The sequence below is a fragment of the Thermoactinomyces sp. CICC 10522 genome, assembly GCF_016055075.1.
Classification (GTDB): Bacteria; Bacillota; Bacilli; order Thermoactinomycetales; family Thermoactinomycetaceae; genus Thermoactinomyces_A; species Thermoactinomyces_A daqus.
The window spans coordinates 144056-165723 of sequence record NZ_JAECVY010000004.1; the positions used below are offsets into that span (position 1 = coordinate 144056).

General features: G+C 50.5%; 20 protein-coding genes. 10 read left to right on the top strand and 10 right to left on the bottom strand.

Annotated features, from left to right (window positions below):
• The first annotated feature begins 71 nt into the window (after positions 1-71).
• Positions 72-2120: a transglycosylase domain-containing protein gene (locus tag I8U18_RS08425; protein WP_198055574.1), complete on the top strand. Its 2049-nt coding sequence runs from the start codon at positions 72-74 to the stop codon at positions 2118-2120.
• Positions 2121-2267: 147 nt separating this feature from the next.
• Here the strand turns inward: I8U18_RS08425 and I8U18_RS08430 are convergent, their stop codons facing one another.
• The 5 genes from I8U18_RS08430 to I8U18_RS08450 form a co-directional block, all read right to left on the bottom strand.
• Positions 2268-2504 (bottom strand): hypothetical protein, encoded by a 237-nt coding sequence (locus I8U18_RS08430; RefSeq protein ID WP_198055575.1) that lies wholly within the window; start codon positions 2502-2504, stop codon positions 2268-2270.
• A gap of 230 nt (positions 2505-2734) precedes the next feature.
• Positions 2735-3229 carry a YwhD family protein gene (locus I8U18_RS08435; protein ID WP_033100452.1) on the bottom strand — a complete coding sequence of 165 codons (495 nt, stop codon included), beginning with the start codon at positions 3227-3229 and terminating at the stop codon, positions 2735-2737.
• Positions 3230-3247: 18 nt separating this feature from the next.
• Complete coding sequence (locus tag I8U18_RS08440) at positions 3248-5557, bottom strand: sensor histidine kinase (RefSeq protein ID WP_160173827.1); 2310 nt, start codon at positions 5555-5557, stop codon at positions 3248-3250.
• A gap of 322 nt (positions 5558-5879) precedes the next feature.
• Positions 5880-6473: a hypothetical protein gene (locus I8U18_RS08445; protein WP_033100455.1), complete on the bottom strand. Its 594-nt coding sequence runs from the start codon at positions 6471-6473 to the stop codon at positions 5880-5882.
• A gap of 217 nt (positions 6474-6690) precedes the next feature.
• Complete coding sequence (locus tag I8U18_RS08450) at positions 6691-7452, bottom strand: YheC/YheD family protein (protein ID WP_052154099.1); 762 nt, start codon at positions 7450-7452, stop codon at positions 6691-6693.
• Between the two features lie 119 nt (positions 7453-7571).
• Here I8U18_RS08450 and I8U18_RS08455 point away from each other — a divergent pair, with 119 nt between their 5' ends.
• From I8U18_RS08455 to I8U18_RS08480, 6 genes are read left to right on the top strand one after another with little or no spacing between them, the layout of a single operon-like run.
• Positions 7572-7892, top strand: coding sequence for a hypothetical protein (locus I8U18_RS08455; RefSeq protein ID WP_033100456.1), 321 nt, complete (start codon positions 7572-7574; stop codon positions 7890-7892).
• The gene (gene yycF, locus I8U18_RS08460; protein WP_033100457.1) at positions 7889-8602 is read left to right on the top strand and encodes a response regulator YycF; all 714 of its coding nucleotides are present in this window, start codon (positions 7889-7891) and stop codon (positions 8600-8602) included. Before I8U18_RS08455 ends, yycF begins: the two co-directional genes overlap by 4 nt.
• 13 nt (positions 8603-8615) lie before the next feature.
• The gene (locus tag I8U18_RS08465; RefSeq protein ID WP_033100458.1) at positions 8616-10418 is read left to right on the top strand and encodes an ATP-binding protein; all 1803 of its coding nucleotides are present in this window, start codon (positions 8616-8618) and stop codon (positions 10416-10418) included.
• The gene (locus I8U18_RS08470; protein WP_033100459.1) at positions 10411-11784 is read left to right on the top strand and encodes a YycH family regulatory protein; all 1374 of its coding nucleotides are present in this window, start codon (positions 10411-10413) and stop codon (positions 11782-11784) included. The genes I8U18_RS08465 and I8U18_RS08470 overlap by 8 nt, the downstream gene beginning before the upstream one ends.
• A gap of 18 nt (positions 11785-11802) precedes the next feature.
• A complete protein-coding gene (yycI, locus tag I8U18_RS08475; RefSeq protein ID WP_033100460.1) occupies positions 11803-12564 on the top strand; it encodes a two-component system regulatory protein YycI in 762 nt (253 codons plus the stop codon).
• Positions 12565-12587: 23 nt separating this feature from the next.
• Positions 12588-13394 carry an MBL fold metallo-hydrolase gene (locus tag I8U18_RS08480; protein ID WP_033100461.1) on the top strand — a complete coding sequence of 269 codons (807 nt, stop codon included), beginning with the start codon at positions 12588-12590 and terminating at the stop codon, positions 13392-13394.
• A gap of 39 nt (positions 13395-13433) precedes the next feature.
• Here I8U18_RS08480 and I8U18_RS08485 read toward each other — a convergent pair whose 3' ends face one another.
• On the bottom strand, positions 13434-13691 hold the full coding sequence (locus I8U18_RS08485) for a hypothetical protein (RefSeq protein WP_198055578.1): 258 nt from the start codon (positions 13689-13691) through the stop codon (positions 13434-13436).
• A gap of 557 nt (positions 13692-14248) precedes the next feature.
• Between I8U18_RS08485 and I8U18_RS08490 the strand changes: the two genes are divergently transcribed.
• The 3 genes from I8U18_RS08490 (at position 14249) to rlmH (ending at position 16273) form a co-directional block, all read left to right on the top strand.
• Positions 14249-15427: a S1C family serine protease gene (locus I8U18_RS08490; protein ID WP_033100464.1), complete on the top strand. Its 1179-nt coding sequence runs from the start codon at positions 14249-14251 to the stop codon at positions 15425-15427.
• A 164-nt stretch (positions 15428-15591) separates the two neighbouring features.
• The gene (locus I8U18_RS08495) at positions 15592-15774 is read left to right on the top strand and encodes a CxxH/CxxC protein (RefSeq protein ID WP_198064686.1); all 183 of its coding nucleotides are present in this window, start codon (positions 15592-15594) and stop codon (positions 15772-15774) included.
• 19 nt (positions 15775-15793) lie between these two features.
• Positions 15794-16273: a 23S rRNA (pseudouridine(1915)-N(3))-methyltransferase RlmH gene (gene rlmH, locus I8U18_RS08500; protein ID WP_033100466.1), complete on the top strand. Its 480-nt coding sequence runs from the start codon at positions 15794-15796 to the stop codon at positions 16271-16273.
• Positions 16274-16351: 78 nt separating this feature from the next.
• Here rlmH and I8U18_RS08505 read toward each other — a convergent pair whose 3' ends face one another.
• From I8U18_RS08505 to I8U18_RS08520, 4 genes are all read right to left on the bottom strand, one after another.
• The gene (locus tag I8U18_RS08505; RefSeq protein WP_033100467.1) at positions 16352-17638 is read right to left on the bottom strand and encodes an adenylosuccinate synthase; all 1287 of its coding nucleotides are present in this window, start codon (positions 17636-17638) and stop codon (positions 16352-16354) included.
• A gap of 127 nt (positions 17639-17765) precedes the next feature.
• Positions 17766-19115 (bottom strand): replicative DNA helicase, encoded by a 1350-nt coding sequence (gene dnaB, locus I8U18_RS08510; protein ID WP_033100468.1) that lies wholly within the window; start codon positions 19113-19115, stop codon positions 17766-17768.
• A gap of 58 nt (positions 19116-19173) precedes the next feature.
• The gene (gene rplI / locus I8U18_RS08515) at positions 19174-19620 is read right to left on the bottom strand and encodes a 50S ribosomal protein L9 (protein WP_033100469.1); all 447 of its coding nucleotides are present in this window, start codon (positions 19618-19620) and stop codon (positions 19174-19176) included.
• Entirely contained in the window at positions 19617-21587 is a 1971-nt protein-coding gene (locus I8U18_RS08520) for a DHH family phosphoesterase (RefSeq protein ID WP_198055581.1), read from the bottom strand. The genes rplI and I8U18_RS08520 overlap by 4 nt, the downstream gene beginning before the upstream one ends.
• Between the last annotated feature and the right edge of the window lie 81 nt (positions 21588-21668).

Consider the following 21668-nt stretch of genomic DNA (forward strand, 5'->3'; position numbering starts at 1 on the left):
TCTTCCTGCGGCTTTCGCATAATATTCTTACCTTTAGACTTGGAAGGAACTTCCGGAAAAGGAGCAGAACCATGGGCGATAACAAAGCAGCCACTCATCCCCATACCCTTAACCAGTTCTTTCTCTGGCGTCTGGTCAGACGGACACGTCAAGTGATGCGCCTGCTCTTCTTCTCTCTCCTGATCAGCTCCCTTGCCTTCATCATTCTCCTGCTCTATCTGAAAGCGCGCCCCTTGCCCTCACCCGAGGTATATAACATCTCCACCCTCTACGATGATGAGGGAAATTATCTCGGGCAACTGGATCACAATGAGCCGCGCGATCCCGTCCATTTAAATGAAGTGCCCAAGGCCCTGATCAATGCGACACTGGCCGCGGAGGATAAAAACTTCTATTCCCATCACGGCTTCTCCCTGAGCGGAATAGCCCGCGCCACACTGGCCAACATCAAGGCGGGGCACGTCGTGCAAGGAGCCAGCACCATCACCCAGCAATTGGCGAGAAATCTCTATCTCACCCATGACCGGACGTGGACGCGAAAACTGAAGGAAGCCATTCTGACCGCGCAATTGGAACTCCATTTTTCCAAAGATGAGATCCTGGAGATGTATCTCAATGAGATTTACTACGGTCACGGAGCCTATGGAATCGGCCAGGCGGCCAAGTACTATTTCAACAAAAAGGTGCAGGACTTGAATTTGGCGGAGTGCGCACTGCTGGCCGGAATTCCGCGCGGACCCTATTTATATTCGCCTTATCATCATCTGGGCCGGGCGATTGCGCGCGAACACCACATCCTCGACCTGATGGCAAAAAACCGCATGATCACCGCCGAAGCTGCGCGGGAAGCAAAAAAGCAAACGCTCACTTTTGCGCCAAAGACCCATCCCAAACAGATGAAAGCCGAGTATTTTCGCGATTATATCGTTCAAACGCTGGTCACGCGGTACGGGCTGGATGAAGCGACGGTGCGCCACGGCGGACTCAAAATATATACCACCCTTAACGCGCAAATGCAACAGGCGGCGGAACAATCGGTAAGCCGCTATACCAAAAAGGTGGACGGGCTCCAGAGCGCCTTGATCTCGGTTGATCCCCACACCGGTGAAATCAAGGCGATGGTCGGAGGCAAAGATTACTCATCCTCTCAGTTCAACCGCGCCTTCGCCCGCCGGCAACCCGGTTCTTCTTTTAAGCCGATTCTCTATTTAAGCGCCTTGGAAAACGGATTTACGCCGCTGACCCGGATCATGAGCAAGCCGACCGCTTTTCTTTTTCATGGACAAGAATACCGACCCTCCAATTTCCGCGGCCACTATGCCAACCGGCCGATCACGCTGCGTGAGGCAATCGCCCGCTCGGATAATATCTATGCAGTGAGCACACTAATGAAAATCGGTTTGCAAAAGGAAATCGACATGGCCCGCCGGCTCGGCATCCGGGCCACGCTGAAGCCGACGCCCTCCCTGGCACTGGGCAGTTATGCCGTCACTCCTTTTGAAATGGCCGAGGCCTATGCGACGATCGCTTCCGGCGGAATCCACCATCCGCTCACCGGAATCAAAAAGGTGCTTGATCCGTTTGGACGCCCCTTGGTTCAAGAGGAGAGCAAACCGGTCCGGGTAGCCTCTCCCGCCCACGCCTTCGTCTTGACCAAGCTGATGGAAAGCGTGTTTTCTCCGGGTGGAACCGGCGGACGCGTGCACCAGATTTTTTCACGGGCCGCCGCCGGCAAAACGGGAACGACCGATTGGGACGGCTGGCTCTCCGGATTTACCCCGGATCTGGAGACTACAGTGTGGGTCGGCTATGACCATGACAAAGAACTGCCACATGATCAGGCGCATTTAAGCCAATATATCTGGGCGGATTACATGAAACAGGCCACCCGGTTTCAGCCGGCAAAAATCTTCCCGATTCCCCAGGGGGTAACGAGTGTTTATGTCGATTTGGATACGGGCTATGTGGCCACACCGGAATGCAGGCACACCCGCCTGGAGTATTTTGTCAAAGGTACGGAACCAACAGAAGTCTGTCCCGTCCATCGAACAAAAACCGGTTCTTCTCCTGAACAACCCTCTTTGTTGAAACGGGTGCTCGACTGGCTGAAAAGCTTTTAAAGTGACACAAACGGACATTTCCTGTCTCCCCAGCCGCGGGTCAAGCCCGGGCAAACCGGGAAAAATCGAGGCCTCACCCCCGACAGGCAAAGGCGGGATCGCGAAAACGCCCGACCATCCAATAACTACTGGATGTCGGGCGTTTTTTCAGCATTCATCGCTGCCGCCAATCTTCCCTTCACCGTCTGCCCAGATTCCATCATTCAAAATGGTAATCATCCCGGCAGACTCCAATTCCTTCATCACCTGAGCCATATTGCTGCGCCGGGATTCCGGCAGAGACGCAACAAAACGGTTTAATTCTTGCTCGGAAACATTGGCGCGAAAATGAACCCCGCCATGGCGGGCGAAATGGTCCTGTGATCCGATATGATGATCAGCCATTTTCTTAAGCCCTCCTTTAACCCTTAGAATGAGCCAAAGAAAAGGCAAATACTCAGGAAAAAGAAAAAGCGGACCGATGGGATCCGCCAATTTGGTGTCCTAGCAAAAGATTCCGAAACCACATAATTAAGTGTACATTTGCAATTGAGAGCCGACAATGCTGAAATCCATTTGTTCACAAACCGTTCACTTTTAAAAACTTCGGTTGGAACCCCTTTTCACAATGGCACTCACGACAACTTTTCTTTCAGTTCATCCGGGCTGTTTTTCCACATCTCTTCATTATGGTTGACCAAAAAATCCCTCAGCACCGCTTTTTCCTGTTTCCCCAGCTCATCGACACGGATTCTCCGTTTCAACGCATCGTCCATGCGGTTCACGTGGAAGGGCAGGTTTTTCCACCCGATCCGTTTTTCTTTATTGATCCTCATCGGACAGGCGGCCACTCCTGCATAAAAAGGCCCGCTTTCATTGCGGTCGACGGCCACCCACACAACCCAGTAATCTTCACCATCAGGAACCTCATCCTGATGGGGGGTAAACTTAATCCCTCGTTCCACCGCGCTTTTGGCGTGAATCAGGCCGAGGTCGATTTTCGCTTGTTCCCCGGTCAGCAAGATAGAAGAAAGATTGCTTATGTTCAGCGTTCCGGTGTAGTAAGTGCCATGGGTGGTCGATTTATTGCTGATAATGTTGAATTGCGCATTTTTCTTTTGGTTGGCCATTTTTTCCCTCCTCGCTCATCATTTTACCGCACGCCGGGGCTTCGGCGCAAAAACCGTTTCCTCATAGAGGTAAAAATCCGCTTCCTCCCCGCTCTCCGGCGGATCAGCCGGAACCTGCTTCACCACCATGTGCACCTTTTGCTCCTGCCCGCTTCCTTGCCGTACGGCCTCTTCTTTCATTTTTTCTTCCACTCTCTTTTCCGCCCGGGCCATGATCTCGGCCACTTTCTCTTCAACGGAACGGCGGTCCTTTTTGCGCGGAAAAATGTCTTGCAGGGGGAGTTCTTCCTCCATAACCTTCCCTTTTCCGGCCATCAATTCTTTCTTATACTTTTTCCAGTCCGTGGTTTTTTCATGTTTCGGCTGCTCATCTGCATGCACCTCGTCCGCTTCACAGTTGCTCCCAGCGGAAGCCTGATGCCCGGTCCCATCGGTTTCCCGGCCCGCGCCTTCCTCACTCCGGTCAGGGACGGATACGCTCTCTTTCGCCTCCTCCCCCGCCTGCTCTGCTTCCGCGCTTCCGGCTTCGTCAGCGGCGATTGCGGCACTTCTCTCCTCCGGTTCCGGGAGAACTCCGCTCCCATCCGCGGCGGCAACATCTTTCTGAATTTGTTGATCCGCTGCCAGTGCCCGTGTTCTCATCCTGCCGGATCCGGCCTGGCTGAGCGGCAGATAAATATTGAAAGTCGTGCCGAGCCCGGGCTGGCTGTTGACGAAAATTTCCCCGCCATGCTCGGTAATGATCCGGTGGCAAATAGAAAGTCCCATCCCCGTTCCGTCGCCCTTGGTCGTAAAGAACGGATCAAAGATGCGGGTCATATGTTCCGGATGAATTCCATCGCCTGTATCTTTCACGGAAATATGGGCGTAATCGTTTTCACGCGCCCAGCTTACCTCCACAACTCCTTTGCTCGTCAAGGCCTCCAGCCCGTTCTGAATCAGGTTGATCATCACTTGTTTCAGCTGTTCCCCGTCCGCTTCAATCTCCATCTTGTACGGAGGGGCAACCTGTTTCAATTCATGCCCCATCAACAACGATTTCGGTTCGAGAAGGCTCAACACATCCCCCATCAACTGCTCCAGTTGAAAACGGGTAACCTGAACCGGTTTCACCTCACTCAGATTCAGAAACTGTTTGAGCAAATCATTAATCCGGTCGATTTCCGGCAAAATAATCGATTCCCATTTTTTCACCGCTTCCGACTCGGCGGCGGAAATTTGCACAAAGCCCCGAATCGATGTCAAAGGATTGCGGATCTCATGAGCCAGCCCGGCAGCCAGCTGACCCAGTGCCGACAGTTTTTCCAGATGCCGCCTGTGTTCCTCTTCTTTGTTGCGAATGCGGCGCTGTTTGAGCGTGAGCCGCTCTTCCGCGAGGCGGATCAACTGTCCTCCCGTTTTCGCCTCCTGCGGATAGGTGGCCGTCCCCAGGCAATAGTGCAGGTAGCCTTTTTCCACCTGGATCTCTTTCATGATGCAATCCACAGTCTCCAAAATCCGGCGCAGAACCTGGGAATCCCCCATCAACCCGATCGCGAATTGGTCACCGTCATAACGGGCCAGCTTTGCCGTTGCCGGCATATACTTCTTCAAAGCGTGGGCGATTCGCACCAAAATCCGGTCACCGACATCGATCCCTTCCCTCATGTTCACCTGCCGAAAGTCGGTCAAATCCAGACAGACCACGTGAAACGGCTGGTTTAGCAAATTGCGGGCCAGGCTGCGAATCACCTGTTGCTGAAACCCGTGGAAATTATATAATCCGGTCAAGGGGTCGCGCAGGTAGGTTTCCTCCAATTCCTTTTGAAAATCGCGCAGCCGCTTGTTGGACTCATTTTTCTGTTCAATCAGATAGCAGATCTTTTCCTTCTGTTTTTGCAATTCAAAATAAGCGGCCCTCACCTGCCCGCTCATCCACGCAACCCATACAAACAACAAAGAGTGACTGATCAGTTCGATCAGCATAAATTGATTCCAGACGGTAAAAGCGGAAACAGATAAATAACAAACCGTAAAGCAAAATGTGATCACATACGGGTGCTCTTCGGATGATCGGAACAGAACATAGCCCAGAACAATCAGGTAAACAGTCAAAATCGGAATGGTTTGCGTCAGGAGATCCAGCAACAAAATCGAACCCAGAACCGCCGACATGTATGTGTATAACGGAAAGCGTTCCAGCCATTTTTGATTGATAAAGAGCAAAAAGCATAAAAGGGCGGTTACCATTCCCACACAAATCCAGTGGACGGAAGGATATGTAGAAAATAATCGTTGGATGAATAAATAGAGAATCCCTTTTTTCGTGACAGCTTGAACGGTTAACACGGCGAATTCCACCCCCCGGCTCGTATTTTCAATATTTTCCATATTCCAACTCAATCATACAATCTTTGCTCATATTCTGGATGATTTCTTCCACTTATAAATAAAATAATCCTCCTCTCCTCCCCTCCTTCGACAAAACCTCACAAAATTCGCGAAGTTCCGATCCATATAAAATAGGAGTCCGCTCCCCACCATTACGGACTCCCTCTCATTCCAATCGCCGATTAATCCAATCCACGGTGTCTCCTCATTCACTTGTGATCCACCCGGTCAAGCACCGGATCACCTCGCTGTGATCGCCCCGCTTCTCTCGGGTGAAGCATCAACCGAGATAATTGACCAAATGGTTAAATCCCTTTGCCGCCTTTTCCTTGTTCTCGCTCTCGTCTTCCGCTGCGTGTTTGGATATTTTCTCCCAATTGGTGTAAGGCTCTTCCAGAGAAACGTGTTCCCGCTTGAGCAGAGTCAGCTTTTGCGACTCTTCCGAATAGGGATAGTATAATCCTTGCGCTTCATGCGCCTCCTTCACTCCATAGGGAGCTTGTCCCATCATCCGTGGCGGAAAGTGAGGTTGATCATTGAGCAGTGTATGAACAACCGTCTCCTTCAGGATATTTTTGATTTCCTCACTCCGATACCCGCTTTCCAGGCTTTTGATCCATTGGTAAACCGGTCCGTCCTCGGGTGTGAACGTCACGTTGCGCTGGGTCGGGACATACTCGCTCCGCTTCTGGATCTGCTCCTTCAACATCCTTGAATCACAGATGGACTGCAGCGGAAAGTAGTTGCTGCGCAGATAGGATTGGATGCAATATTTTACCAACATCGGGAATTGGCCTTTTGGAAGGATCTCATACCAGTAACGCACCAACCGATCTTTTTTCCCGAGATAAACGCCTACCGTAATGGAAGACATGATAACACCTCCGACAGTTGTTAAAAAATTTTAAATACCTAGAATTAATATTAATAGTAACAAGTGATCTACAAATAAGTCAACGGGAATACTTTGTCGAATCCTGTTATATATTTGCGAAAACGAAAAAAACATGCTTAGTGCATGTACAAAATCTTCTTGCAACGGAAATTTATTGGTTAAATTTTTTTATTTTTTATGAAATAAACTCCTCTGATCAAACAATGAGACTGTGAATCTTTTTAATCCTGCGATACTGCGACCGGTCTTTTAAATCACGGAACATTTTGAAATCAGGCCTTGTATTTACCTCAAAAACCCAAATTTTAAGATCGCTGTCAATCCCTGCATCAATCCCTAGCTCTTTCAACCCCTTAAAACGAGCGTTTAATGTTTTAGCAATTTCTATAGAAAGATAATGTAATTCTTTATGCAAATTTTTCATCTCCGTCAGGTTGCCGTCCGTAATTTTTTGCAATGCTGTGTGCAGTTCGATCGGCATTCCTCCTTTGCAATGATTTGTCACGATTTTTCCCGGAGCCGCCACTTTGGCACAGACCCCCGTTATTTCCCAATACTTATGCGGCTTTTGCAAATTGATGCGAAGATCAAACGGTCGTCCCTCGATCCGGGCTAATTCAATTCCTTGTTGCATGATATATTTTTTGTCCGGACGAAATTTTCGCTCAATCCATGTGGAAATTTGTCGGATTGGCAATTTTTTTCGCTCATAAAGAGTTTCGCACTTGACGATTCCGCCCCCGAGTTTCGTCAACCGGATTGCCCCGGCGCCACCGCCGCCCTTATCCGGCTTGATAAAAACGGAGCCATGGTGTTCCAGCATTCGGTAAAGCCGGTCTTTCTGATACCAGTCTGTTTCAGGGAGATAAGGCCGTAGCCTTTCATTCGCGTATAAGACCGCTGTTTTGAGGGATTTGCTGGCGACTTGTTGATACGGGAGTTTACGGGTCGTTCGCACTCCTTCTCCCCTCCTTTATGATCGTCATATCTTATTCATCTCTCTTCTGCCACGCTCGTCGGCGAACGCCCAATTTTCGACGATTTTTCAAGGGAAAAGAGGTGTTAGAATAGATAATAATGAAACAGATTGTTGCAACGGCAAAAGCGTTTGTCTTCGACCCGTCCTTGTGGGACAATGGTCTTAACTTTTGCCGGCGCCCATCGGCATTCCGGCGCAACCGGCAATCTGTTTTCCGCCAAACGCCAATCCGGCACCTTTCGGTGAAGACTCATAGAAAACAAGTATTTCGGCACAAACCGGGAATGAAAGCCGAAGCAAACTCGAAAGAGCGCTGGGACCACTTAACTGGCCATCAGGAACGTGGGGAGATCAGGAGTCCCCAACGGCCTGACCTGAAACAAAATATCACCATCAAGCTGAAGGAGGGACTGCTTTGAGCGCCAAAATCTATGTCGTCGAGGACGAGCGGCCGATCGCCGATATCATCAAGTTCAATCTGGAAAAAGAGGGATACACCGTTGATTGTATCCACGACGGATTGGAAGCGATTGAAAAGGTGATGGATTCAGCACCCGATCTCATGCTGTTGGACCTGATGTTGCCCGGCGCGGATGGAATTGAAGTTTGTCGGCGCGTACGGCAACATTTTCAATTTCCAATCATCATGCTCACCGCGAAGGACTCCGAACTGGACAAGGTCCTCGGACTGGAGATGGGAGCCGATGATTATGTGACCAAACCCTTCAGCAATCGCGAACTGCTCGCGCGGATCAAGGCAAATCTGCGCCGCACCCAATCCACGGTTAAAGAAATGAGCAAAGCGGAGAAAGGAAGCGAGATCACCGTTGGCAACATCGTCATAGACCCCGGAAGTTTTGTGGTCACCAAAAAAGGGAAAACGGTCGACCTCACCCATCGAGAGTTTGAACTTCTGCTGTACCTGGCAAAACATGTGAATCAGGTGCAAACAAGAGAACATCTGTTACAATCGGTATGGGGTTATGATTATTTCGGGGATGTGCGCACCGTTGATGTCACCATCCGTCGTCTGCGCGAGAAAATCGAAGACGACCCCGGCGCTCCCAAATACATCATCACACGCCGGGGAATCGGGTACACCATGCGCGATCCCCATTCCGAACGTTAACCCGGGTGATCAAATGAAAAAGTGGCTTCAGCTGGCAAACAGTATACAATGGAAATTGGTTGTGATCTATCTCCTTTTGATCGTGATCGCCATGCAGCTGATCGGGGTCTATTTCTTCCGGCAATTGGAAAATTATCTGACCGACAGCCTGCGCGGACAGATCAGGAATAACGCGGTGGCGATTCAGCAGACGATTAAGGACGAGCTGGCCAAACCGGAAAATGACGAGCGAAACAAAACTATTTTGTATTGGCTGAATACACTGGTTCCCCGCACCTCCAAGATGACGGTGCAGGTGATCGACCAGAACAACTTTGTCATCGCCTCCACCTCATCCAAACAGAGCAAGATCAAACAGCCCTTCAACTTTCAGCTTCCGGCAAAAGGATCGGCTTCCTTCAAGCGGCGGGACCCGGCGACCAACAAAGATTTTCAGGTCTACATTCAGAGCATCAAGGGAGAAAACGGAAAAAACCTCGGGATGATTTATATTGAAGCCCCGCTTGACGGGACCTATGCCACGATTTTTGCCATCAGCAAGATCCTGCTCAAAATTACGGCCGTCGCCGTCGTCATCTCCAGTTTCCTCATTATTATTTTGGCCCGGACGATCACCTCCCCGGTCAAAGAGATTACGGAGCAGGCCACCATTATGGCAGCCGGCGACTTTAACCGTCAGGTGGATGTGCGCAGCAAGGATGAGATCGGGCAACTGGGAATCGCATTCAATCATCTGGCTTCCCATCTGCGCAATGCCCTGGCGGAAAAAGAGGAAGAAAAAGAAAAACTGGAGTCGGTGCTGGCCAATATGAGCGACGGAGTGATAGCCACCGACAGCAAGGGGAATATCATCGTCAAAAACGCGTGGGCGGAAAAGCTCCTGGAATGCCCGGTCAAGATCGGGGACAGCTTCAATCGCGTCCTTCCCTTATCCGAACCGATTCAATTTCCCCTGCGCGAAGAAAAGCAAACTTTTCTCGAACTGAACAGCGACGACCCGGAAGAGCTGACGATCCTGAAAATCACCCTTACCCCTGTCAAATTAAAAGGGGCGCACCAGACGGGGATGGTTGCCGTACTGGAGGATGTAACTGAACAGGAAAAACTGGACCGGCAGCGAAAAGACTTTGTCGCCAACGTTTCCCATGAATTGCGCACTCCCCTGACCACCATCAAAAGCTATCTCGAAGCGCTTGATGACGGGGCAATCAATGAACCGGAGCTGGCGACGCGATTTTTGAAAGTGACCCGGCAGGAAGCAGACAGGATGACCCGCTTGATTCAGGACTTGTTGCAGCTGTCCCGCCTGGACGCGCAAAAATCCAAGTTCGCCAAGAAACCGGTCTCTGTCGAGCTGATGCTCGAGGAAGCGGTTGACCGTTTTTCCTTCCAGTGCAAACAGAAAAATATCTCTCTTACGCTGTATATCCATGAACGGATTCCGCGCGTCTATGCCGATCCGGACAAATTGGATCAAGTGCTGGACAACCTTATCTCCAACGCGGTTAAATACACGCCTGACGGAGGTTCGGTTGCCGTCGTCGCACAAGAAAAAGCGGATGGCATGGTGGAAATCGGGGTGGCCGACACGGGTATCGGCATCCCGAAAAAAGATCTCGGCCGGATTTTTGAACGTTTTTACCGTGTGGACAAGGCCCGCTCCCGCAGCATGGGAGGAACGGGGCTCGGTTTATCAATCGCCCAGCAGATCGTCCACGGTCATCAGGGAGAGATTGAAATCGACAGTGTGTACAAGAAAGGGACGCTGGTATCCTTTACGCTGCCCCCGGTGAGTGGAGGGAACGTTCATGAGTGAAAAATGGATTGAACATGCAAAAACGGCCACCCTGGTCACGCTGGTCACCATCAGCCTGGTGTTGACCGGTTTCCTGTGGTTCAGTTCCCCTGGATACCAGACCAATCCACCCTTTACCAAATATGACCTTACCTATATTTACAGCGGTACGAAATACAATGATCGGGCAGCTCATCAGCTGGCTTCCCCCTATCAGGTGATTGTCCATGCCAACAACAAAATCTCCTGGTTATTGCCGGAAGGAAATACGTATGCCCGTCTGACCCAATTGCTGCAAAAGGCAAGCTTTGACAGCTTCACCACTGTCGCTCCCACCGCGGACATGTGGAAAACCCTGTTCACTCAGGCTCCCGGCGCAGAACTGGTCTTCCCGCGCGATATTTCCGTGCAATATGCGGATGCTTTTTTCGATGCTTCCCTGCTGCAAAAGTATCCGCTCAACGGGCTCGATTCGATCAGCCGCATCTGGTTTTTTTATAACCCGGCATCCAAGGAATCTTTTGTCTGGTTCATCTCGGCGCAGGATCAGCAAATCGTGCAGGCGAAAGTGGATTTGGGGGACAAGCACCTGGAAGATGAAATCGCCAGGAGCAGCATGACCAAATCCCCGCCGCTGACAGCGGTTTTTGCGGACGGCAAAGCCCCGTGGGAGCAAAAGAACCCATCCGGCCATGCGTTTTCCCGATTTTTTTATCTGCCGACCTCTTCGTTGCCGATGAACGAATGGAGCTTTAAACTGACATCGTTCGATATCAATGAGATGAAAAAGTGGCTGATCAAAGATCCGAGCGTCGAGCCGTTCGTCACCAATAAAAATGAAGATCTCTATATGAACAACAATGAGTTTCTCACCTACAACAAAAAAGGAAACTTTATGAGTTACAGCCAGACGCCTGACGACACAGAACCGGGGACTTCCAATCTCTACACCGATCTCGCCCATATCAACAACTTTGTGCAAAGGCATCACGGGTGGACCGGCAACTATCTGCTCGACGATGTGCGGAGCAATGATAACAATCAATATTCATTCCGCTTGCTGGTCAAAGGATATCCGGTTTACTGGTCGGCCAATGTCCCGATCAATCCTGATCAAATCCAATTACAGACCAACAACAACGAAGTGATTAAATATTACCGGTCGGTTTATATCCTGGGGAGCCCCGACCGGCAGAGGACGCTTTCCCTTCCGGGCAAAGCCGAACTTCTGCAAAGTCTTGCCGACAAGAAAATCAGCCTTTCAACCGTCGAGCAAATCTATCCCGGCTATCAGGCGGACGGAATCGCCGGCAAACAAGCTGTACTCAAACCAGTCTGGATTGTCATTACCACTTCAGGCAAACGCATGTTTATCAGTTCTCCATGATGCGGGGAGGATTCCCAAATGGATTGGAGTCGTGCCAAAACCATTTTTATCATCGCTTTTCTCATTCTCGACCTTTTTCTGGGGGCACAGCTCAGCCATACGATGCAGCAACAATCACAATTTGTGGAGGAGAATGATATTTCCGCACAACAGCTACAGCAATTGCTGAAACAGGCCAAAATTAAATTCGCGGTTAAAGCGCCGAGCCCCCCGGAGCAACTGGATACCTACAAGGCAACCATCACGGCGATGGACAACAGCTGGAACCGGGATGAAAAAGGAGGCTATATCAAAGAGTTCCGTAACCCCCTTTCCTATCGTAACCAGCATGAGCTGGAAGGGATTTTGCATAAAGAAATCCCTTTTTTCGGCGAATTTGATTACATGCCGGCCCTGTCCACCCCGTCAAAAAAGCTGGTTTATTTGCAAATGGTGGGAAACCGTCCCATTTATGACGGAAAAATAGAGGTGAACCTTTCCGGTTCCCACCGGATTCACTCCATTCATGTAACCCGGTTTCAACTGGAAAAGGTGCAGGCGGTGCAGCTGGTTCCTTTCAATAATGTGCTCTACCGCTTTGTCACCGGGTGGAACAAGACGGACTTTACGATTAGCAGCGCCACTCTCGGCTATCAGGCCAAGGTTTATCCGGGAACGAGCGAAGATTACTGGTTAATCCCCTGCTGGTGTTTCCGGGTGGGGAACAGCCATCTCCTGGTGAATGCCACCAATCGCGGCGGCGATGAAGATGTGGAAACAGGGCCGGGGATCACAAAATAAAAAACAAAGGAACGAACAAGACGATGAAATTTAGCGTTCTGGCGAGTGGAAGTACAGGAAATGCCCTTTTTATCGAATCGGATAAAACGCGGATTTTGATCGATGCCGGATTGAGCGGCAAACAGCTGGAAGAGCGCATGAAAAAAATCGACATCGATCCGTCGACCATCGAAGCCATTTTTGTCACACACGAGCATATTGACCATGTGCGCGGATTAGGGGTGATGGCCCGGCGCCACCAGATCCCCGTCTATATGAATGAGGCGACGTGGCTGAGCCTTCCCTCAACCGTTGGCGAAATCCCGGAACCGTTGCAGAATGTGCTGGAAACCGGAGCGGCCCTTCAATTTCAGGACCTGACCATCGAGTCGATCCCCATCTCCCACGATGCGGCCGAACCGGTCGGCTACCAGATTCGCCAAGGCCGGGAATGCCTCGCCACCGTGACCGACCTGGGATATGTGAGCAAACGCATTGTCGACCAGGTAAACGGCGCTGACACGCTCATCTGGGAAAGCAATCATGATGTGGAAATGCTGCGCATGGGTTCTTATCCCTGGAATGTAAAGAGAAGGATTTTGAGCGACACCGGCCATTTATCCAATGAAGATGCCGGTGCGGCCCTGACCGAGATTCTGAAGGGCATCGGGGAAAACGTTTATCTGGCGCATTTGAGCCGTGATAATAACATGAGCGAACTGGCCCATCTGACGGTGAAAAACATATTAGAAGAAACGGGGATGAAAGTGGGACGCGATGTCCATCTGTGGCCGACATTTGACGACCGCCCCACTCCTCTCCGCGAAGTGCGCATAAAGGTAAAAGGGTAGCCCCCTGTTCCGGTTCCGGCAAGGGGCTGCCCTTTCCTTTCAGTAAAGCGAATGTTCATCATTTTGGTTTGCACCTGGCTCTGCCTTCACCTCTGCATCAAGTCCCTTGACCAGTTCCGCAAATTCGTTTCTTTCTATCAGTCCTTTACCGATCAATAGTTCCAAAAGGGCCGTCAACAGCAAAGTCTGCTTGTAAAAATCCAGCTTCAGATCGGCCAATTGCGCCCCGAAATTCACTTCGTCACAGCGCTTATGAGGACTTACCGGCTTACCCGCTTTCGCGCGATTTTCTTCCATTTTCTCAACTCCCAAGCAAGCAACCGACGTATAGATATTTTCTACTATCCCCCTCCTTTTTCCTATTTTATGAACTGATTTCCACCTGCAAAATATCAAACTCCGGCAGTCTCACGCGATGATTCCCCCGCTTTGCTGATCGAGAACCCCCTTCCGGTAATTTTTGCAAACAAAAAGCGGCCCCGAGGGAACGCCGGCCAAATGCTCAATTCCAATATGGTTTCAATCAAACGGAGACAAAGCCCGAATGGTTCGAGTTGCAATGAGACACAGACGGGGGGGAAATTTTACCCAGTTTTTCATTGCAGTTTGAATCATCACCTTTTATGATTTCATTGAAAGCGGCCGGTTCTGCCTTTTCAGCAAACATTCAGCCAATCCTCAAGAAATGTTCAGTTCCTTTTAAGCAACCATTCAGCCGATCAGGATATGATGAGATTGTAAGCAAAATCGGCTGAATGCCCTCATCAAATATGAGGAGGGCGGAAAAATCTCCTCATGCCCAAGGTTAAAGACTTTACCAATTCGGGTATATTAAGGATGCAGGAGGGAATGAAATGGGATATTATGACGAATCGGACCACTATCCAAAAAGACGCCTCACCTCCCCGATCTGGACTGCTCTCATTTCAGCAATTATCGGCGGATTGGTCGTCTTGCTCTTAACCCCTTTCTTTATTTCAAGAGGGATTCTCTCTCTTCCGCCCACTTCTTACAACGGTGCAATCTCCGGACCAACCACAACGACGAGCGTCAAAGTGAACTCAGATATTACCAAGGCCGTCCAAAAAGTGGCGCCTGCAGTGGTCTCGGTTATCAACTACAACAGATCGGAAGACTTTTTTAACCCACAGGAAGTGGAGAAAGACACGGGTTCCGGCATCATTTTCCGAAAAGCAAACGGAAAAGCCCTGATCGTCACCAATTACCATGTGATTGCCGGCGGTGACCAGTTCAAAGTCGTCATTTCCGGATCAGACAACAAAAAAGAGGTCAACGCCAAACTGCTTGGCGGCGATCAACTGACCGACCTGGCAGTGTTGGAAATTCCGGACACCTATGTGACGGCTGTTGCCGAATTTGGCAACTCCGATACGCTCAAAGCGGGAGAACCTGCGATCGCGATCGGAAATCCGCTCGACCTCGGGCAATCGGTTACTGTCGGGGTGATCAGCTCTCCCAAACGCTCCATCAGCGTGGATGAAGTCAACACCACCGACGTCATTCAGACAGATGCAGCGATTAACCCCGGTAACAGCGGTGGTGCGCTGGTGAACATCGCCGGACAGGTTATCGGCATCAACCGGCTGAAAATCGCCGAATCAGGGGTGGAAGGGCTTGGATTTGCCATTCCTGTAAACGAAGCTCGCCCCATCATCGAACGGTTGATTCAATACGGACATATCTCCCGTCCATGGCTGGGTGTGGGACTGGTGGATCTTTCCACTTTGCCCGGTTACACCCTGGATCAGTTGAAGTTGCCTGATTCCGTAACGGAGGGAGTGGCCGTTGCCAAAGTGGAACCGGGAAGCCCGGCCGATGAAGCGGGTTTGCAACCACGCGACGTAATTGTAGCGCTTGACGGCAAAGCGGTCAAAGATTCATCCGGACTCCGCTCATATCTCTACCAAAACAAAAACGTCGGCGATAAAGTAACCATTACCTATTACCGTGACGGCCAAAAACAGACAGGGACGCTCGAACTGGGCGAAGCACCGCAAAACATATCACAATAGGGCTCCGTTATCGCGGAGCTTTTTCCATTTCCGTAAAAGTACAAGTTTGCCTGAACTGTCATCCCTGAGTTATCCTGAAAAAAGCACGCACATGATCCTTCCGTTTGTTTTGACTGGATTGTGGATAACTTATGAATAACTTTATATAATCATGGAGTGAAAACATGAACACAGAACACGTTTGGTACGCTTGTAATGAACATATCGACATTATTCTCGATGAAATTGTGGATGATACCTCACTCGCTCCTGAAATGGAACTTTTTCGCGGAGATGACAACGAAGCAAAGTGCGGCTGGTGCGGGAACCGGCCTGCTTACCGTCTTTGGGTAAACCCCGGGGAATAAAAGGAGTTAAAGAATTTCCATGAAAATCGATGTGATAGCCGTTGGCAAACTAAAGGAAAAATATCTGCAACAGGCATGTGCTGAGTATCTGAAGCGGCTGAAGCCCTATGCGAAAGTGGAAGTGATCGAAGTAGCGGAAGAAAAGGCTTCCGATCCCGTCCATAAAACGGAAATGGAACAGATCGTCGCCAAAGAAGGGGAGCGGATCATGCGCCATCTCTCTCCGGACGCATACACGATCGCACTGGAAATTGAAGGCGAATCACTCTCTTCCCCAGCTTTTGCAAAGAAGCTCGACAAGCTGGCTACCTACGGAAAAAGCCATCTTCATTTCATCATCGGCGGTTCTTACGGTTTATCGCCACAAGTGACTGCATCCGCCGATCTGTCCTTATCCTTTTCATCCATGACCTTTCCCCATCAACTGATCCGCCTCTTTCTGCTGGAACAAATCTACCGGGCATTCAAGATCAATCGGGGAGAAACGTACCACAAGTGAACGGGACCTGTTAAAACGGCATAAAAAAGCACCGGCTGATGCAAAAAGGCCGGTGCTTTTTTATGAGTCAGAAGTTCTTTACGCATAGACAGGGCGAACCTGGATCGTTTGATCACGGTCCGGCCCTACCGAGAAAATCGCAATCGGAATACCTGTCAGTTGGGAAATCCGTTCTACATAGCGCTTGGTTTCTTCCGGAAGATCACTGTAGCTGCGAACCCCGGTAATATCCGTTTTCCATCCCGGAAGCTCCTCATAAATCGGTTTGCATTTTTTCAACAGGTTCAAATTGGCCGGATAATTTTCAATCCGCTTCCCTTCGCATTCATAAGCGACGCAGATTTTTACCGTATCCAGTCCGGTCAACACATCGAGCGAATTCAGGGAGAGACCAGTGATACCGCTTACCCGGCGGGCATGGCGCACCACGACGGAATCAAACCAGCCCACGCGTCGCGGCCGCCCGGTCGTCGTTCCGTACTCACGCCCAACCTCGCGAATTTGCTCCCCGATCTCGTTGAACAGTTCGGTCGGGAACGGGCCATCTCCCACCCGGGTGGTATAAGCTTTGGCCACGCCGATCACCTGGTGGATTTTCGTCGGGCCGACACCTGAACCGATGCAAACGCCTCCGGCTACCGGATTGGAAGAAGTCACAAAAGGATAGGTTCCTTGGTCGATATCCAGCATCACCCCTTGCGCTCCTTCAAACAGCACGCGTTTCCCCTGGTCAATCGCGTCATTTAAGACGACGGACGTGTCGGTCACATAGGGGCGGATTCGCTCGGCACAAGCGAGATACGTTTCATATACTTCTTCAAATTTGCACCCTTCGGTCTCGTACAGGCGATCCAAAATGCGGTTTTTCTCTTCAAGGTTCCGGGTCAGCTTTTCCTTGAATACTTCCGGATCAAGCAAGTCGCTGATGCGAATTCCTACCCGTGCAGCCTTGTCCATATAAGCCGGTCCGATTCCTTTCCCCGTCGTTCCGATCTTTCCGGCTCCCTTGCTTTTTTCCTCAGCCAAATCCAATTTAATGTGATAGGGCATGATCACATGGGCGCGGTCGGAAATGCGGAGATTGTCCGCCTTTACGCCATGCTCTTCCAAGTAATCGAGCTCTTTTACCAGCGCCACCGGATTGATGACCATCCCATTGCCCAAAACACAGATCTTCTCTTTGTAGAAAATACCTGAGGGAATCATGTGCAGTTTGTATCGGGTTCCCCCAAACACGATGGTATGGCCGGCATTGTTTCCACCTTGGTAACGAGCAACCGCTTCTGCTTTTTCCGCCAGAAAATCAGTGATTTTTCCTTTGCCTTCATCTCCCCACTGGGTTCCTACCACTACGACCGTGGACATGATTCGTTCCTCCTAATAAGGATTAAAAACAATTCCCGAACATTTTTCACTCAACGAACTCATTTTAACAATTAAATACACATAAGTCAACGAAATACACGAACGTTATATTGACTTTCCGGCTTAATTATTCGACAAATTCCTTTTGCCGCAACTCAAGACTCAAAAATTTGTTGTAGTTCTTCAGAAAGAGCAGTTCCACTTTTCCTACCGGGCCGTTCCGCTGTTTCCCGATAATGAGTTCGGCAATATTTTTTTTCTCCGATTCCTCATTATAATAATCATCCCGGTATAAAAAGGCCACGACGTCAGCATCTTGTTCAATCGAACCCGATTCCCTGAGATCGGACAGCATCGGCCGCTTATCCTGTCTCTGTTCCACCGCACGGGACAACTGCGACAAGGCGATGACCGGCACATCAAATTCACGGGCGATCAGTTTCAGCGAGCGGGAGATCTCGGAGATTTCCTGCTGGCGGCTCTCCCCTCCCCGGCCCGTGATCAGCTGCAAGTAGTCGATCACGACCAGTCCCAGCCCGTGTTCGGCCTGCAGCCGGCGAAGCTTGGCCCGGATATCGTAAACGGTAAGACCGGGAGTGTCATCGATAAAGATCGGGGCTTCACTGAGCGTACTCATCGCCATTGTCAGCTTTTCCCAATCTTCTTCACTCAGATTCCCCGAGCGAAATCCTTGGGCATCAATGTTTCCCTCCGCTGCCAGCATCCGCATCACCAATTGGGAAGCGGACATCTCCAGACTGAAAAGAGCCACTGTTTTTCCCGCACGCACCCCGACATTCTGCGCCAGGTTCAGAGCAAATGCGGTTTTCCCCATGCTGGGCCGGGCCGCCAGTATGATTAGCTCCGAGCCCTTCAATCCGGAAGTCATGCGATCCAAATCGACAAAACCGGTGGGGGTTCCGCTGATTCCGCTTTTATTGAAATGCTGTGCCTCAATCTGCTCATAGGATTCCATCAAAACATCATGGATGGGGATAAAGCCGCTTCCCCGAACCCGACGTCCGGCGATCTCCAGAATCCGTTTTTCCGCCTCATTCAATATCTCGTTGACATCCCCGTTGCCGGAATATCCGGTCGCGGCGATTTGCGTTGCCGTGCGAATCAAACGCCGCAAAATCGCTTTTTCCTCAACGATTTTGGCATAATACTCCGCATTGGCCGCGGTGGGAACGACACCCGCCAGTTCGTTCAGGTAGGGCACGCCCCCCACTTCCTCCAACAGCTTGCGGTCACTCAGTTCAGCAGTCAAGGTCACCAGATCGACCGGTTCCCCTTTTTCAGCCAATTCATTCATCACTTGGAACAGACGTTGATGTGCTTGGCGATAAAAATCCTCGGGGCGCAATCGCTCATTGACCGAAATCAAAACCGACGGTTCGATGAGGATCGCACCGAGGACCGCTTGCTCCGCCTCATGATTATACGGGGGAAGACGGTCAGCAAACAGATCACTCACAGGTTATCCCTCCCATCGCCATAAAAAAGCACTCCATTCCAAGTGGAGTGCCATGAGCTTACTCTTCAACCACTTGCACCGAAAGTTCTGCCGTCACTTCAGGATGGAGTTTGACCGGCACTTTTGTCACGCCGAGGGTACGAATCGGTTCATCCAGCTGAATTTTCTTTTTGTCCACATCCAGTTGAAACTGCTTTTTGAGTGCCTGGCTGATTTGCTTGGAAGTGATGGAACCGAAAATTCGTCCGCCCTCGCCGGTTTTGGTCGTTAACTTGACTGTCAGCCCGCTCAGCTTTTCCCCCAGACGCTTCGCTTCGATCCGCTCTTCTTCTTTCCGTTTTTCCTCACGCCGTTTTTGGTCTTTCAGCGAATTGAGATTTCCTTCCGTCGCCATCACTGCCAGCTTGCGGGGAATGAGATAATTGCGGGCATAACCCTCGGCCACTTCTTTGACTTCCCCTTTTTTTCCGGTTCCTTTCACATCTTTGAGCAAAATCACTTTCATCGTTTCTGCCCCCCACTTTCAACTGTTTCTTTTAATGTGTCAACCAAACGTGCTTTCGCCTCTTCCAGCGACAGATTCTTCAATTGACAGGCGGCATTGGTCAGATGCCCTCCGCCTCCCAACGCTTCCATCACCAGCTGTACATTGATTTCCCCCTGCGAACGCGCGCTGATCGAGACCAAACCGTCTTCACGTCTCCCGATGACAAACGAGGCGCGAACCCCGCGCATATTGAGCAGGGTATCGGCTGCCTGGGCAATCAGCAATTGATCATATTCTTCTTCCTCATCTCCAACAGCAACGGCAATCCCACCGTCCAAAACTTCAGCCTTCCGGATGATCTCCGCCCGTTTCACATACTGGGATAAATCCTCTTTCAACAGGGATTGCACCATCATCAGGTCAGCCCCGTGTCTGCGCAAGAAAGAAGCCGCCTCAAAAGTGCGGGAACCGGCGCGAAAGGCAAAGTTTTTAGTATCAACGACAATGCCCGCCAACAGGGCTGTCGCCTCCAGCGTATCCATCGCCAGGCGACCATCCTGATATTGCAATAATTCCGTGACCAGTTCACTCGTGGAAGATGCATAAGGCTCAAGATAGACAAGGACGGGGTCTTTGACAAAGTCTTCTCCGCGGCGATGGTGATCGATAATCACAATGCGCTTGGCGCGCTCCACCAGCTTCGGTTCCATCACCAGCGACGGCTTGTGCGTGTCGACCAAAATCAACAGGGTATCGGGATCCTCAACCCAGGCGAGCGCTTTTTCCGGATGAATGAGATATTCACCCAGATAATCATGCTGCCTGATCGCGGTTAACAGACGCTCAATCGAAGAGCTCTCCTCGTCGAGGACAATGTAAGCTTCACAATCATTAATCTGTGCAAATTTCAAGACGCCGATCGCCGCACCCAGCGCGTCCATATCCGGTTGGGTGTGCCCCATCACGACGACGCGCTTGCTGTCCCGCAGCAAATTGCTCATCGCATGCGAAATGACGCGAGCGCGCACCCGCGTCCGTTTTTCAACGGCATTCGTCTTGCCCCCAAAGAAGACGATTTTCTCCCCTTCCTGGACAGCCGCCTGGTCTCCACCACGGGCCAGGGCAACATCAAGAGCGGCTGCGGCATTCTGCGCCCGCTCCACCATGCTTTTTCCGACGCTGGCCACACCGATGCTGAGCGTGATCGGAATCTTGTATTGCCTCGTCATCTCCCTGACGACATCCAGTATATCGAAACGCGTTTTCATCAATCGCTGTAACGACCGGTGGTGCGTGACAAAAAACATCTTGTCCGTATCAATTCGTTTGAGGGAAATATCGTATTCCAATGCCCACTTCGAGATCGCTCCAGACACGTTCGACAACAACAAGGTGCTCTCCTGATCGGACAACCCCTGGCCTGATTCGTCAAAGTTGTCCAAGTGGATCAAACCCAATACAGTTTGTTCATCGCGCAACTGCTGTTTCAGCGATTCCAGGCTGGTGATGTCACGGAAAAAGAAGAGACGCTCTTCTTCTTCATGGATCACTTGGTAAACCTTATCCCCGAGTTGGATCAGAAACGTCTGATCATCCTCCTCTTTCGACCGTTTCAGTTCGGGGAAGATCTCTTCCAGACTCTCCCCCACCAAACGTTCCCGATTCACCATCCGAGGGACAAAAGGGTTGTGCCATTCTATCTGTCCGTCCCTGCCATAAAGGAGTACACCGATCGGCATCTGGTTCATCGCCGCCTGCCCCGCGTTTTTCACACGATTGGACAGCGTTAAGACATATTCGGAAAAGTCCTTGCGAAAAGCGCGTTCCGCCTTGTATAAAACCAGGGCCAGCACGGCGAAAAACACAAGGCCCATAATCCCGTAGATCCAGCGATAGGTGGAAAGCAGAGCAACTAAAATCAAACTGAAACACATGGCAAAAACCATGTGATATCCGTGCCATCGTTGTATAATAAATTTCGGCATATTCGATCCCCTCAAACTAATCCTGCAAAGGCAAATTACAGTCGCATCCAACTTTTATTTTACCCTAGTTCATTTTAAGAG

Bases quoted from the DNA above. Each gene is read 5' to 3' on its own strand.
- I8U18_RS08425 (WP_198055574.1), top strand. From the start codon at position 72: ATGGGCGATAACAAAGCAGCCACTCATCCCCATACCCTTAACCAGTTC.
- I8U18_RS08430 (WP_198055575.1), bottom strand. From the start codon at position 2,504: ATGGCTGATCATCATATCGGATCACAGGACCATTTCGCCCGCCATGGC.
- I8U18_RS08435 (WP_033100452.1), bottom strand. From the start codon at position 3,229: ATGGCCAACCAAAAGAAAAATGCGCAATTCAACATTATCAGCAATAAA.
- I8U18_RS08445 (WP_033100455.1), bottom strand. From the start codon at position 6,473: ATGTCTTCCATTACGGTAGGCGTTTATCTCGGGAAAAAAGATCGGTTG.
- I8U18_RS08455 (WP_033100456.1), top strand. From the start codon at position 7,572: ATGAAACAGATTGTTGCAACGGCAAAAGCGTTTGTCTTCGACCCGTCC.
- I8U18_RS08465 (WP_033100458.1), top strand. From the start codon at position 8,616: ATGAAAAAGTGGCTTCAGCTGGCAAACAGTATACAATGGAAATTGGTT.
- I8U18_RS08470 (WP_033100459.1), top strand. From the start codon at position 10,411: ATGAGTGAAAAATGGATTGAACATGCAAAAACGGCCACCCTGGTCACG.
- yycI (WP_033100460.1), top strand. From the start codon at position 11,803: ATGGATTGGAGTCGTGCCAAAACCATTTTTATCATCGCTTTTCTCATT.
- I8U18_RS08480 (WP_033100461.1), top strand. From the start codon at position 12,588: ATGAAATTTAGCGTTCTGGCGAGTGGAAGTACAGGAAATGCCCTTTTT.
- I8U18_RS08485 (WP_198055578.1), bottom strand. From the start codon at position 13,691: ATGGAAGAAAATCGCGCGAAAGCGGGTAAGCCGGTAAGTCCTCATAAG.
- I8U18_RS08490 (WP_033100464.1), top strand. From the start codon at position 14,249: ATGGGATATTATGACGAATCGGACCACTATCCAAAAAGACGCCTCACC.
- I8U18_RS08495 (WP_198064686.1), top strand. From the start codon at position 15,592: ATGAACACAGAACACGTTTGGTACGCTTGTAATGAACATATCGACATT.
- rlmH (WP_033100466.1), top strand. From the start codon at position 15,794: ATGAAAATCGATGTGATAGCCGTTGGCAAACTAAAGGAAAAATATCTG.
- I8U18_RS08505 (WP_033100467.1), bottom strand. From the start codon at position 17,638: ATGTCCACGGTCGTAGTGGTAGGAACCCAGTGGGGAGATGAAGGCAAA.
- rplI (WP_033100469.1), bottom strand. From the start codon at position 19,620: ATGAAAGTGATTTTGCTCAAAGATGTGAAAGGAACCGGAAAAAAAGGG.
- I8U18_RS08520 (WP_198055581.1), bottom strand. From the start codon at position 21,587: ATGCCGAAATTTATTATACAACGATGGCACGGATATCACATGGTTTTT.